This window comes from Hoylesella timonensis S9-PR14, assembly GCF_000762405.1.
Classification (GTDB): Bacteria; Bacteroidota; Bacteroidia; order Bacteroidales; family Bacteroidaceae; genus Prevotella; species Prevotella timonensis_A.
The window spans coordinates 1-13,504 of sequence record NZ_JRPQ01000079.1 but is presented as its reverse complement, the minus strand read 5'-3'; the positions used below and the strand labels follow the sequence as shown (position 1 = coordinate 13,504).

The window sequence follows — 13,504 nt, the reverse complement described above, 5'->3', positions numbered from 1 at the left end:
GAACTTTTGAGTATTAACCTACATTAACGTTTCTTAATGTGTATTTCTATACTTAGGGCAGGAGATTTACATCACACCCTCGTCACGCAGGCGTTCTTGCCATTTCCATGCAGAGGCTAAAACTTCCTCGATAGGGGTGTCCGCCTTCCATTCCAAGACTTTGTTTGCCTTGTCTACGTTTCCCCAAACTTTCTCTATATCGCCCTCTCGGCGTGGTCCGTATTTCCAATTAAGTTTTACACCTGTGGCTTTCTCAAACCCTTTGACAATCTCTAATGTAGACTCACCATGCCCCGTACCGATATTGAAAATCTCGAGAGGACTTGTCTCTTTCTCCAGTACACGCTTCATAGCAGCCACATGTGCCTTTGCTAAGTCTACGACATAAATATAATCTCGGATGCAAGTTCCATCGGGAGTGTCATAATCATTTCCAAAGATAGTGAGTTCTTTGCGAATGCCCATGGCTGTTTGCGTTACGTAAGGTATCAAATTGTTGGGTACTCCATTAGGGAGTTCTCCGATATTGGCAGATGGATGTGCACCAATAGGGTTGAAATATCTCAAGATAATACTCTTCAACTTTGCTCCACTATGTATGTAATCTTGGATGATTTCTTCGTTAATTTGCTTGGTATTACCATATGGAGACAATGCTTTTTGGATGGGAGCCTCTTCGGTAACAGGTAGATTTTCAGCCGTTGGCTGTCCATAGACGGTACAACTACTTGAGAAGATAATGCCTTTGACATGATATTTGGGCATCAACTCCAATAAATTAAGTAGTGAGGTGATGTTGTTTCTGTAATACAGCAAAGGTTTCTCCACGCTTTCGCCCACTGCCTTTGATGCTGCGAAATGGATGATACCTGCAATATCGGTATACTTCTTGAACACAGCTTCTGTGTCCTCAAAATTGCATAAGTCAATTTGTTCAAAGTGTGGACGTATTCCAGTTATCTTCTCAATGCCATCAAGAACTTCAATTTTGGAGTTTGATAGATTATCGACAATAACAACATTGTATCCAGCTTGTTGTAACTCCACGGTGGTGTGTGAACCTATAAAACCCGTTCCACCCGTAACAAGAATTGTCTGTTTCGTTTCCATGTCTATTTTTTTAAGTTAAAAATATTTCTTGTTGCAAAGTTACATATTTTATTCGATTGATGCCACGAATTTACCTTAAAATGCCTATTGATGAAGGGTAGCTAAGTCAAGATAAAATACAAGAAAAGTTAAATGCCGTTGACGATATTCAATTATTTCTTCTATATTCATCTATTTTACTGGATGGGAGAGGGAGAAATATAGACGAATCGGAGGAGTGTGCGTAACCTTCGTACGACAGTTTTGATACAACAAGATTTATTGGAGCAATATGTTTCTGAATTGAACATTGACTTAACCCGCTTATCTACATGGGTTAACGGTGTTATCTACATGGGTTAATGGTGTTATTCACATGAGTTAAGGGCGTTATTCACATGGGATAAGACACTTAACTCATTGCTTCAATCAAATATATCTAACTCTGAAGTAAAGTGAAACGAAAAAGGTATTTTACCTTGAAGAGTAAAATACCTTTTCATGTTGTCTATTGATTCTCTTTTCGTACGAGCTGTTTGGGCTTTTGCAAGTGCAACTTTTTCTTCTTGAGCCAAGCCGCTTTATGCTTTTCGTACTCCATTTGTTTTCTTTCTAAATAATTGTCAGCCATCTATTGAAAGTGTGAGTAAATGACAGATAAACTCAGTGGTTGATTTCCACCCAACAAGCGTGTGCTGGTGAGTGACATATCATGCACTACTCGTGTAAGAATTTTGTTTTGATTGTACGAGTAATATGTTGCCTGAACAGGTATCACCACCAATTTATTCCAACCTTTGGAGCGTGTACCTGCCATCTTGTTTTTCTTCATTTCCTTGATGACGCTTCCTATATTATGAAAGGTGTATCCGTTATTAGATGGATTATAGGTTGCTAAAAACGAAGTTTTATAATCTGCGATGCGCTTGTTTTCAAAAAAACTGTAAAGACTATCCTTTTGGACTAATAAGAGTGTTTGAGGAATGTCCAATGCATATTTGCTATTCACGAGATTGTTTAGTCGGGCTAAATGAATTTTTGCTGCATTCAGTGAGTCCTTCTCATGACCTTTCAAAATCTCATCAACGGGGATAGTCAGTTCTGTAAAGATGCCTGCGGGTGACTTCAAATACGTATGTTCATGATTGTTTACTAAACTTTGAATGGTGTGTGCATCGTTAGATATATTGGAAGTTTGAAGCACTTCTTCTGTGCCAGAAAACGAAGCACTCCCGACTTGTTCCTTATTATTATGCTTGAAAGTGAAGTAAATGTTTAATTGACTCAAATTGATATAAACCATTGAGCCAAGTCCACTTGCATTCTTTAGATAAAAACCTGGCACTACATGTTGGGCAAACGTAAATGAATTTTTGAAATACGCAGGATGCTGGTAATATTGTTGCAGCACATACGTACCAAAATTGTTATATTCCTTACCGTCTGGCGCAGTATAAGGTTGGTTGAGCTTGATGGTAATATACTTGCTGTTATTGCCGTTGTTGGATTTTCCTGCTTGTGCTTTGGCGTCCGTCAGCGTATAGATTTTGTCTACCTGATACGCATTTGGCGAGACATAGCCTTGCTTGATAGGGTCGAAATTGGAATAGTATTTTCGATCTTCATTCATAGGCTTGCTCATCGCATAAGCCGTTACTTTCATTGGAGCCAAAGAGTCTCCGTAAAAAGTTTCGTAGTAAAGACGGATTTCACAAGAGTCTGCTACGATGATGTCGTTTATCTTATGCGTCATTTGTTGTGCACTTGGGAAAGCATAGTTCTCTGGTATTCGAAATTGGGTCATATAATTGCCTGTGATATAACCACCTGTTTCGGTATCCTTGATTTTACCTAAATACCCTATGGTATTTCGAGAGAGTACGGAGTCGGCAGCAATGGAGCTTGTAGATACCATGAATGTATCTGTCGAAATCTCCAGTTTGTCCATCTTGTTTGTGAGTGATCCACCGAGTGTATCTGTGGTGTCGTCGCATGATGCGAGCAAAAAAGCAGCAAAAGCGATGATTGCGATAAACTGATTCTTCATTTGTGTTTATGCTATTGTACGGACTTTTATACGATATAAACGGTCTAACGGAAGACTTATCAATCTATAAAAAGCTTTATTTCTCGAGAATTAAATCATAAAAATCTTGATATGCCTTTGCATATTCCTTTCCCGGATCGTCAAGGAATGGGATGTCTTTGCTCTTGGCATACTGTATGAGGTCTTTGTTGACATCGTTACCAGTCTCAATAATTCCATCGCTATAGTCAATGGCTAATTTGCCTAATTCAAAGAAGTCAAACTTTTCGTGGTAAGCATCCAATAAGTCTACCTTTGCATCTCTGTATTCCACGCAGCGTTTGAAATTGGTTCCCAAATCCTTCTTAAGCTGGTTTTGAAATAAAGCTGTGATGACTTTTGCATTCGCAAACGAAGGCTCGTCCTTGAAAGCAGTCTTCACATAGAAAGGAACTACTGCTCCCATCCAGCCTTGACAATGGATAATATCGGGCACCCAACGTAATTTTTTGACTGTTTCCAATACACCACGTGCAAAGAATATAGCGCGTTCTCCGTTGTCAGGATATTCATCACCCGATTCGTCAACGGTCATTTGGCGTTTGGTAAAATAGTCTTCGTTGTCAATAAAGTAAACTTGAATTCTTACTTGTGGTATGGATGCCACCTTGATGAGTAGTGGGTGATCGGTCTCGTCGATGATGAGATTCATTCCAGAAAGGCGGATTACCTCATGTAGCTGGCCGCGCCGTTCATTTATGTTTCCCCATTTAGGCATAAATGTTCTGATCTCGTACCCACTTTCCTGCATCGTTTGTGGAAGTTCGCGCCCCATCTTGGACATTTCTGTCTCTGGGACGTATGGCATCATCTCTTGATTGATGAATAAAATCTTTTTTGTCATGTCCTCTTTGGCATTTACTTGTTTATTGTCAGAGCTAAGAATGAAAGACTTTGTAGTGCGATGCTACAGGCTACATGCTATGCTCCATGCAAAGATACAAAAAATAAATGAAAATAAGGTCGGTTTATTTTCAAATTGAAAATTTAACGTCTCATTTTCAGTATTTTTTATGATTAGAATAAGAATTTATCACAAAAGAAAAGACATCTAACAGCTGTCTATCAACACAGCTGTTAGATGTCTAACTTAAAAAGGAAGGTCATGAGTGCTTATTCTATGACCACCAAGGGTGTGTCTTCCATGACACTTTCGCCCTGTTTGATGCAAATAGCAGTGACAGTTCCATCCTTTTCAGCTTCAATATTATTTGCCATCTTCATGGCTTCCAATACTACAACGGTATCTCCAGCTTTCACTTGATCGCCCACTGATACCTTTATTTCTGTAATAACGCCAGGGAGTGGAGCTTTGATAGCCTGCTCTGTATTAACCTGTCCAGTGGTAGAAGGCTCTGTTTCTACCTTCTCGTCCGACTGGGGCAGTGGAGTTACAGTTTTCTTCTCTGCTTCGGGCTGCGCTTCCATTTCTACTTGAAAGTCTTTTCCGTTGACAGTTACCTGCGCTTTGTTGTCGACTACATCGGTTATTTCGACTTGATATTCTTTTCCGTCGATGATATATTTAAATGTTTTCATATCCTATATTTCCATTCTCGTTGATTGACGAGAGATTATGAACTGTGATTAGTTAGGGTCTCTCTGTGAAAGAGAGAAATTTAGCATTCCATAAAGTGTGCTTGGGTAGAATGGTAATCTTTCCAGGCTCAATATCGTGCACATTATTTCCCTGATACTCATAGAGAGCCATAGCAATGGCTGCATATATATTCTTATCCATTTTATTTGAATGTTAAGCGGTTGGTTACATTGGCATACAGCCATGTTTCTTGGCTGGAAGCTGCTGACGTTTGTGTGCTAACTGTGCCAAACCTCTACAAATTCTAAATCTTGTATTTCTTGGTTCAATGACATCGTCAATATAACCATATTGTGCTGCCTGATAAGGATTAGCAAAAAGGTTGGTGTATTCTTCTTCTTTTTCTGCCAAGAAAGCACGAACATCCTCGCCAGCTTCTTTCTTCATTTTTGCTTCTTTCGCACTCAACACGGCTACAGCACCTGATGCACCCATCACAGCGATTTCAGCTGTTGGCCATGCAAAGTTGAGATCGGAGCGCAATTGCTTGCATCCCATTACGATGTGGCTACCACCATAACTCTTTCGGAGTGTGATAGTAATCTTAGGTACCGTCGCTTCGCCATAAGCATAGAGTAATTGTGCGCCATGAAGAATCACCGCATTATATTCCTGACCCGTACCAGGCAAGAATCCGGGTACGTCTACCAACGAAACGATTGGAATGTTGAAGGCATCACAAAAACGAACAAAACGAGCACCCTTGCGGCTTGCATTGGTGTCGAGTACGCCTGCATAAGCCTGTGGCTGGTTGGCAACAATGCCCACACTCTGTCCATTGAAACGTGCAAATCCTGTAATGAGATTCTTTGCGAACTTGGGTTGGACTTCAAAGAATTCACCATTGTCGGTAATTTCGCCTATCACCTTATACATATTATAGGCTTGGTTCGGATCGTCTGGTAATATCTCGTTCAGCAAATCACTCGTCCTATTGATGGGATCTTCATTCTGTAAGCGAGGAGCTTCTTCGGTATTGTTAGAAGGAAGATAACTAAGAAGAGTTTTAATCAATGTCAAGACTTCTGTATCATCCTTTGCTGCAAAGTGGGTAACACCACTTTTCGTAGCATGAACACTGGCTCCTCCCAAATGTTCTGCATCAATATCCTCACCCGTAACGGTCTTTACGACTTTAGGACCCGTGAGGAACATATAACTTGTTCCTTCTGACATAAAAATGAAGTCAGTGAGTGCAGGAGAGTAAACAGCACCTCCAGCGCATGGACCTAATATGGCAGAAATTTGTGGAACAACACCGCTTGCTAAGATATTTCTTTCAAATATTTCTCCATATCCAGCCAATGCACAGATTCCCTCTTGTATTCGAGCACCTCCAGAGTCGTTCATGCAAATGATGGGTGCACCATTTTGCATGGCTAAATCCATAATCTTACAAATCTTTTGAGCCATAGTAAGAGATAAAGAACCACCGTTGACGGTGAAATCTTGTGCGTAAACGTAAACTAAACGTCCGTCAATGGTGGCACTACCTGTCACAACACCATCTCCCAAGATTTGTTTCTTTTCCATTCCAAAGTTATGGCATTGATGAAGTTTGAACATATCATACTCCTCGAAAGAGCCTTCATCAACGAGCATATCTATGCGTTCACGTGCTGTATATTTGCCACGAGCATGCTGCTTCTCAATGGCTTTTAGACCTCCTCCAAGTCGAGCTTGTTCCCGTTTTTCTACTAATGTTTTAATCTTTTCTACTTGTTTACTCATAATTATATTAGTATGAATTTTATTCCTAATTTGACTTTGCAAAGATAATAATATTTCACGAAAGCCTCAAAGCTATCCATGTAAAATATGTTATATGGGATTAAGAATGGAGATTCATTTTTATGTTGCTGATGTCTTCTTTTCTTATTTTCAAGTTTAGGCGCATTATGGTGTTCTAAAAAGCGAACAATGACATTTTGTCTCAATATAACCAGCAACTTAGAATGACTGACATATCTGTCATATATAACACTGCCAAACTTGTCAGCTATGTTTTTGGCACACTTTTCGTATAGCTTGGGGTGTTTGGTTCAGAACAAGTATTGCTACTCATGAGGCATCATAGTCCTGAAAATGCAATTTATGAATAACTTAAAATATAATGATTATGAACATTAAACCATTAGCAGACCGAGTTTTGGTGCTTCCTGCACCTGCAGAAGAAAAAGTAGGTGGAATTATTATTCCTGATACAGCGAAAGAAAAACCATTACATGGAAAGATAGTAGCTGTTGGGAATGGAACAAAAGATGAAGAGATGATTCTTAAAGAAGGCGACGAAGTACTTTATGGAAAGTACAGCGGAACCGAACTTGAGTATGAGGGTGAAAAATACTTGATGATGCGTCAAAGTGATGTACTGGCTATTGTTAAATAGTTGAACGTATAAGACAGAAGCATTGATTCAATAAAAATAATTTAGATACTAACAAAGAAAATAAAGATATGGCTAAAGATATTAAATTTGATGTAGAAGCAAGAGATTTGCTTAAACAGGGTGTTGACCAGTTGGCTAACGCTGTAAAAATCACTTTAGGTCCTAAAGGACGTAATGTTGTTATTGAGAAAAAGTTTGGTGCTCCACAGATAACAAAAGATGGAGTAACCGTTGCTAAAGAAATTGAGTTAGAGGATTCTTTTGAGAATACAGGTGCTCAATTGGTAAAGAGCGTTGCATCCAAAACTGGTGACGATGCAGGTGACGGTACCACCACCGCAACAATATTGACACAAGCCATTGTTTCAGAAGGTTTGAAAAACGTTACTGCTGGTGCTAACCCTATGGATTTGAAAAGAGGAATCGACAAGGCAGTTAATGCAGTAGTTGATTATATCAAGTCTAATGCAGAGCAAGTAGGCGACAATTACGACAAGATTGAGCAAGTTGCTACGGTTTCTGCTAACAATGATCCAGAGATTGGAAAGCTTTTGGCTGATGCCATGCGCAAGGTAAGCAAGAATGGTGTCATCACTATTGAGGAGAGTAAGAGCCGTGATACCAATATCGGTGTTGTTGAAGGAATGCAATTCGACCGTGGATATCTTTCCAGTTATTTCGTAACAGACACGGATAAGATGGAAAGTGTTATGGAAAATCCATACATTTTGATTTACGACAAAAAGATTTCTAACATCAAAGATTTCCTTCCTATCTTACAGCCAGCTGCAGAAAGTGGCCGTCCTTTGCTCGTTATTGCAGAAGATGTTGATTCTGAGGCATTGACAACATTGGTAGTAAACCGTTTGCGTGCAGCATTGAAAATATGTGCTGTGAAGGCTCCGGGATTCGGTGATCGCAGAAAAGCCATGCTTGAAGACATCGCTATTTTAACAGGTGGTGTGGTTATCAGCGAGGAGAAAGGCTTGAAATTGGAGCAAGCTACTCTTGAAATGTTAGGTTCTGCTGATAAAGTGACAGTAACAAAGGACAACACAACCATTGTAAACGGTGCTGGACAGAGTGAAAACATTCAAGCTCGTATCAGTCAAATCAAGAATGAAATAGAGCACACAACAAGTTCATACGATAAAGAAAAGTTGCAAGAACGTTTGGCTAAATTGTCAGGTGGTGTAGCAGTTCTCTATGTAGGAGCTAACAGTGAAGTAGAAATGAAGGAGAAGAAAGATCGTGTTGACGATGCCCTTTGTGCTACCCGTGCTGCAATTGAGGAAGGTGTTGTTGTAGGTGGCGGTACTACCTACATCCGTGCACTGGATGCATTGAAAGACTTGAAGGGTGTAAATAGTGACGAACAGACTGGTATCAAAATTGTTGAACGTGCAATTGAAGAGCCTTTACGCCAGATTGTTGCAAATGCAGGCGGCGAAGGAGCAGTAGTTGTGGACAAAGTTCGTGAAGGTAAAGGTGATTATGGCTACAATGCTCGCACCGAAACTTACGAGGATTTACGCCAAGCAGGAATTGTTGACCCAGCAAAGGTGGCACGTGTTGCTTTGGAAAATGCAGCCTCTATTGCAGGAATGTTCTTAACAACAGAATGCCTCATAGTAGACAAACCAGAGGAAAAGCCAGCAATGCCAGCAGCTCCTGGAATGGGCGGAATGATGTAAACAAAACCTCTTTTTAGAGATAAATATTAGGGACGACTCTTAAGGAATCGTCCCTTTTTGTTTTTGAAATGATTTTTTTTAGAACAAATCCTTTTGAATTTCAAAGAATATATATATCTTTGCAACATATATATCAAAATACTTAGCAAAATGTATATAGCTGAGAATGCTTAAAAGATATTTTTGATTTGTTTTAGTAGATTAGTTTTTAAGTAGTTTGTTTTAAGAATATCGGATGTCGAGATGACATCCGATTTCTTTTTATCTTTACCTTTTTCTTGTGAACAAGATGGCTATTTGATGAAAAATGATTATTTTTGCAGTACTTTACACAAGGCAAGTATCTGCATGGCAAAATCTTCTTGTTGACAAAGAGTTTTGTATGAATCCTAAGAGGGATACTTGGCTATAGAAGATATGGAGAAATTAATAGAGCTTTATACACAGTGGGCGCACGAGAACCCCATAAAAATAGATCCTATAGAAGGTGCTGGGAGTAACCGTAGCTATTATCGTTTTACCAATTCTAAAGGAGAGACGACGATAGGAGTAATAGGTACGAGCCGTGATGAGAACCACGCCTTTATTTATCTGACAAATCATTTTTCCAAACAGTTGTTGCCTGTTCCTAAAATATTAGCTGTTGGTGACGATCAACTTCGTTACTTACAGACGGATTTAGGCACCACATCTCTGTTTGATTTGCTGAAAGATGCCCGTGAAGCAGGAGGGCGTTATACACAAAAAGAGAAAAAATTACTTCTGCGTACCTTAGAGGCATTGCCTGCAATGCAGATACAAGGTGCCCGTGGCTTGGATTTCAAACATTGCTATCCACAACCTACATTTGATGCAGATAGTGTTTTGTTTGATTTAAATTATTTCAAATATTGCTTTCTAAAGGCTACAGGAATTGATTTTCATGAACTGAAATTAGAAGCTAACTTCCGCTTATTTGCTAAAGATCTAACAGCAGAACCTTCCGAATATTTTCTTTATCGAGACTTCCAAGCACGCAATGTGATGATTGACGAGCAGGGAAATCCACATTTTATTGATTATCAAGGTGGAAGAAAAGGTCCGTTCTATTATGACTTAGCCTCGTTTTTGTGGCAGGCTTCGGCAAAATATCCATTCAAATTGCGTCGTGATTTAGTCTTTGCTTACTATAACTCGCTGAAACGATACATTGAAGTACCATCCAGTCGTCACTTCGTTGAGCGACTTAGCCTTTTTGTTTTATTTCGCACTTTGCAAGTATTGGGCGCTTATGGCTTTCGAGGTTACTTTGAACGCAAGAAACATTTCCTATCTTCAATTCCACCTGCGATACAGAATTTGCGTGAACTACTGAAGCTCAATGGAGTAGTTTCCAACTATCCTTATATGATGGACATTCTCAAACAGCTCACCGAATTGCCACAATTTGCTATCGTAGAACAGCCAAAGACAAAGCGAACTGACGGCTATAAAATAGCCCAACATAATATTTATCATGCCAATCCTGTTGACGGTCCTGCTACCTTTTCTAAATATGACGGTGGGGGAGTCTTGGTGGTACGTGTTTACAGCTTTTCTTTCCATAAAGGAATCCCAGAAGATTCGAGTGGCAATGGTGGAGGATATGTCTTTGATTGTCGTTCTACTCACAATCCGGGGCGTTATGAACCTTATAAATGTCTCACAGGATTGGACGAACCTGTGATTCGTTTCTTGGAGTCTGATGGCGAAATACTTACTTTTTTAGACCATATCTACAAGTTGGCAGATCGCCACGTGAGCCGTTACATAGAGCGTGGTTTCACGAGTTTGATGTTCTCGTTTGGCTGTACAGGAGGGCAACATCGAAGTGTTTATGCGGCACAACATTTGGCAGAACACATCCATGACAAGTTTGGCATTGAGGTAAGAATCATTCATAGAGAACAAAATATCAATCAAACCTTGCCTGCTAAATAAAGGATGTTACACCCATTCGCATGATACGGCGGCTTGAAAGGAGTCTTATAAAATAACAAGTTCAATAAAAAAGAATACACGTCATGAAGCAAGCCATGATTTTTGCAGCTGGTTTAGGCACTCGATTACGCCCCCTGACAGACCACATGCCCAAGGCATTGGTTCAGGTTGGTGGTGTTCCGTTGCTTCAATTGGTTATCGAACGATTGAAGAAAGCGGGATTTGAGCGTATCATTGTCAACGTACACCACTTCTCGCAGCAAATCATCGATTTCCTTCATGCGCACGATAATTTTGGTATAGACATCCTCATTAGTGAAGAAAGAGAGACACTTCTTAACACGGGTGGAGGTATCAAGTATGCGCAGAAGCTATTTACGAAGGAGCGAATCCTTATCCACAATGTGGACATATTGAGCAATGTGGATTTATCCCATTTCTATACAAGTAATCAAGAAGCTGCAGCTACCTTGCTTGTGAGTGAGCGCAAAACAAAACGCTACCTTCTTTTTGATGAAACATTAAAATTGGTAGGGTGGACCAATATTGAGACTGGAGAGGTGCGCTCACCATTTTCAAATATCAATCCTGCTCACTGTAAGATGTTTGCCTTTGCGGGCATTCACAACTTTTCGCCGACATTGTTTCCACTGATGCAGGATTATCCTTCCAGTTTTAGTATCATTGATTTTTATTTAGATATTTGTAAACACATACCCATAAAAGCTTATATAGATACAAACCTGCAACTATTGGATGTCGGCAAACCTGAGACACTAAGTCAAGCCGCTGCGTTTATGTCTCAATGGGATACTTCCTCGACTTCATCTCAGTCTCGTCCAGCAAGTTGATTCATTTGATACATTCATTCGATATTATTCATTTTCAATTATAGCTATATGCAACAGAAGATTATTATCTTAGATTTTGGTTCGCAAACCACACAGTTGATAGGTCGACGTGTACGCGAACTGGATACCTTCTGCGAGATTTTGCCGTATAACAAGTTTCCCAAAAACGATGACTCTATTATCGGTGTCATCCTTAGTGGCTCACCTTATTCTGTTCATGATCGTGAGGCTTTCCAGTGCAATTTATCCGATTTCATGGGCAAATATCCAGTTTTAGGTATTTGTTATGGTGCACAATTTATTTCGCATACTCATGGTGGAAAGGTAGAACGCACAGAGACGCGTGAATATGGGCGTGCACTCCTTAAAGACTTTGATGCAGAAAATCCACTTTTCAAAGGTTTTGAGCCTCATTCACAAGTATGGATGAGTCATGGCGATACCATTACTGCAATTCCTTCCGATTGCCATGTCATCGCAAGTACTGCTGATGTACACTATGCAGCCTATGCCAGTGATACGTATCCAATGTGGGCTGTTCAGTTTCATCCTGAAGTTTTTCACACCACACAGGGTACCACTTTGCTGAAAAACTTTGTGGTTGATATTTGTGGAAGTAAACAACAATGGAGCCCAGCCTCATTTGTGGAAACCACAGTGAAGGAGCTAAAACAGCAGTTGGGTAACGATCGAGTCATTTTAGGCTTAAGTGGAGGAGTAGATTCTTCCGTTTGTGCCACGCTATTAAACAAGGCGATAGGAAAAAATCTCACTTGTATTTTTGTAGATCATGGGATGCTGCGCAAGGATGAGTTTAAGCGCGTAATGAAGGCATACGAAGGTTTAGGACTCAATGTCATTGGTGTAGATGCCAGCAAAAAGTTTTTTCAAGACTTGAAAGGCGTTACCGATCCTGAAGAAAAGCGTAAGATTATTGGTCGTGACTTTGTCGAGGTGTTTAATGCAGAAGCCAAGAAAATTACAGACGCTAAATGGTTAGCGCAAGGTACTATCTATCCAGACAGAATAGAAAGTCTAAGCATTACAGGAATGGTGATAAAGAGTCATCACAACGTTGGCGGACTTCCAAAGGAGATGAAGCTGAAACTTTGCGAACCACTTCAATGGTTGTTCAAGGACGAGGTGCGCCGTGTAGGGCAACAATTGGAGATGCCCGAGAACTTGATTAAACGTCATCCGTTCCCCGGTCCTGGCTTGGCAGTCCGCATTTTGGGCGATATTACTCCTGAAAAGGTAGCCATACTTCAGGCTGCTGACGATATTTATATTGAAGCACTGCATCAATGGATTTGTGAGGATGGACAACCTCTCTACGACAAGGTGTGGCAAGCAGGGACAGTACTTCTCTCCACTATACGGAGTGTTGGTGTGATGGGGGATGAACGCACCTACGAGCATCCTGTTGCACTTCGTGCAGTTACCAGCACCGATGCCATGACTGCAGACTGGGCGCACTTGCCATACGAGTTTCTTGCCAAGGTGTCTAACGAAATCATCAATAAGGTCAAGGGTGTAAATCGCGTATGCTATGACATTTCGTCAAAACCCCCTTCGACGATTGAATGGGAATAAATTTAGTGGTATGGATATAGAACTTCAGAGATAGAGAAGCGCCATATCCTGTCCGTTTGTTAAAGAAGGCATTGGCAGTACCGGTAGGTATTGCCAATGCCATTTTTCATTTCATCTTTTGGGTGAAACCTCTACACCATTTCGTCCTTCTCATTTTTGGTAAAAACATTCGTTGCTTTTGTCCTATTATTTTACCAAAAAACGGCCATCTAAAATCTTCAAAATAGAAAAAATCAATAGGCA

The 13,504-nt window shown here is 40.2% G+C and carries 12 protein-coding genes; 5 read left to right on the top strand and 7 right to left on the bottom strand.

Going from position 1 to position 13,504, the window contains the following annotated elements; genetic code table 11:
- Window positions 1-66: 66 nt before the first annotated feature.
- The 7 genes from galE to HMPREF9304_RS05305 form a co-directional block, all read right to left on the bottom strand.
- The gene (gene galE / locus HMPREF9304_RS05325; RefSeq protein ID WP_036927136.1) at window positions 67-1,110 is read right to left on the bottom strand and encodes a UDP-glucose 4-epimerase GalE; all 1,044 of its coding nucleotides are present in this window, start codon (window positions 1,108-1,110) and stop codon (window positions 67-69) included.
- A gap of 487 nt (window positions 1,111-1,597) precedes the next feature.
- Window positions 1,598-1,720 carry a dehydrogenase gene (locus HMPREF9304_RS14900; protein WP_156104770.1) on the bottom strand — a complete coding sequence of 41 codons (123 nt, stop codon included), beginning with the start codon at window positions 1,718-1,720 and terminating at the stop codon, window positions 1,598-1,600.
- The gene (locus tag HMPREF9304_RS05320; RefSeq protein ID WP_036927134.1) at window positions 1,721-3,136 is read right to left on the bottom strand and encodes a DUF4270 domain-containing protein; all 1,416 of its coding nucleotides are present in this window, start codon (window positions 3,134-3,136) and stop codon (window positions 1,721-1,723) included.
- A gap of 76 nt (window positions 3,137-3,212) precedes the next feature.
- Window positions 3,213-4,019: a glycogen/starch synthase gene (locus tag HMPREF9304_RS05315; protein WP_008121812.1), complete on the bottom strand. Its 807-nt coding sequence runs from the start codon at window positions 4,017-4,019 to the stop codon at window positions 3,213-3,215.
- Between the two features lie 269 nt (window positions 4,020-4,288).
- On the bottom strand, window positions 4,289-4,714 hold the full coding sequence (locus HMPREF9304_RS05310) for a biotin/lipoyl-containing protein (RefSeq protein ID WP_036927132.1): 426 nt from the start codon (window positions 4,712-4,714) through the stop codon (window positions 4,289-4,291).
- A gap of 52 nt (window positions 4,715-4,766) precedes the next feature.
- Complete coding sequence (locus tag HMPREF9304_RS14650) at window positions 4,767-4,916, bottom strand: hypothetical protein (RefSeq protein ID WP_180961567.1); 150 nt, start codon at window positions 4,914-4,916, stop codon at window positions 4,767-4,769.
- Window positions 4,917-4,940: 24 nt separating this feature from the next.
- On the bottom strand, window positions 4,941-6,506 hold the full coding sequence (locus HMPREF9304_RS05305; RefSeq protein WP_036927130.1) for an acyl-CoA carboxylase subunit beta: 1,566 nt from the start codon (window positions 6,504-6,506) through the stop codon (window positions 4,941-4,943).
- Between the two features lie 388 nt (window positions 6,507-6,894).
- Here HMPREF9304_RS05305 and HMPREF9304_RS05300 point away from each other — a divergent pair, with 388 nt between their 5' ends.
- From HMPREF9304_RS05300 to guaA, 5 genes are all read left to right on the top strand, one after another.
- Window positions 6,895-7,164: a co-chaperone GroES gene (locus tag HMPREF9304_RS05300; protein ID WP_025072712.1), complete on the top strand. Its 270-nt coding sequence runs from the start codon at window positions 6,895-6,897 to the stop codon at window positions 7,162-7,164.
- A 68-nt stretch (window positions 7,165-7,232) separates the two neighbouring features.
- On the top strand, window positions 7,233-8,858 hold the full coding sequence (groL, locus tag HMPREF9304_RS05295) for a chaperonin GroEL (RefSeq protein WP_008121818.1): 1,626 nt from the start codon (window positions 7,233-7,235) through the stop codon (window positions 8,856-8,858).
- A 417-nt stretch (window positions 8,859-9,275) separates the two neighbouring features.
- A complete protein-coding gene (locus tag HMPREF9304_RS05290) occupies window positions 9,276-10,817 on the top strand; it encodes a RapZ C-terminal domain-containing protein (RefSeq protein WP_036927128.1) in 1,542 nt (513 codons plus the stop codon).
- 83 nt (window positions 10,818-10,900) lie between these two features.
- A complete protein-coding gene (locus tag HMPREF9304_RS05285) occupies window positions 10,901-11,668 on the top strand; it encodes a sugar phosphate nucleotidyltransferase (protein ID WP_036927126.1) in 768 nt (255 codons plus the stop codon).
- Between the two features lie 48 nt (window positions 11,669-11,716).
- Window positions 11,717-13,261: a glutamine-hydrolyzing GMP synthase gene (guaA, locus tag HMPREF9304_RS05280; RefSeq protein WP_036927124.1), complete on the top strand. Its 1,545-nt coding sequence runs from the start codon at window positions 11,717-11,719 to the stop codon at window positions 13,259-13,261.
- The last annotated feature ends 243 nt before the right edge of the window (window positions 13,262-13,504 follow it).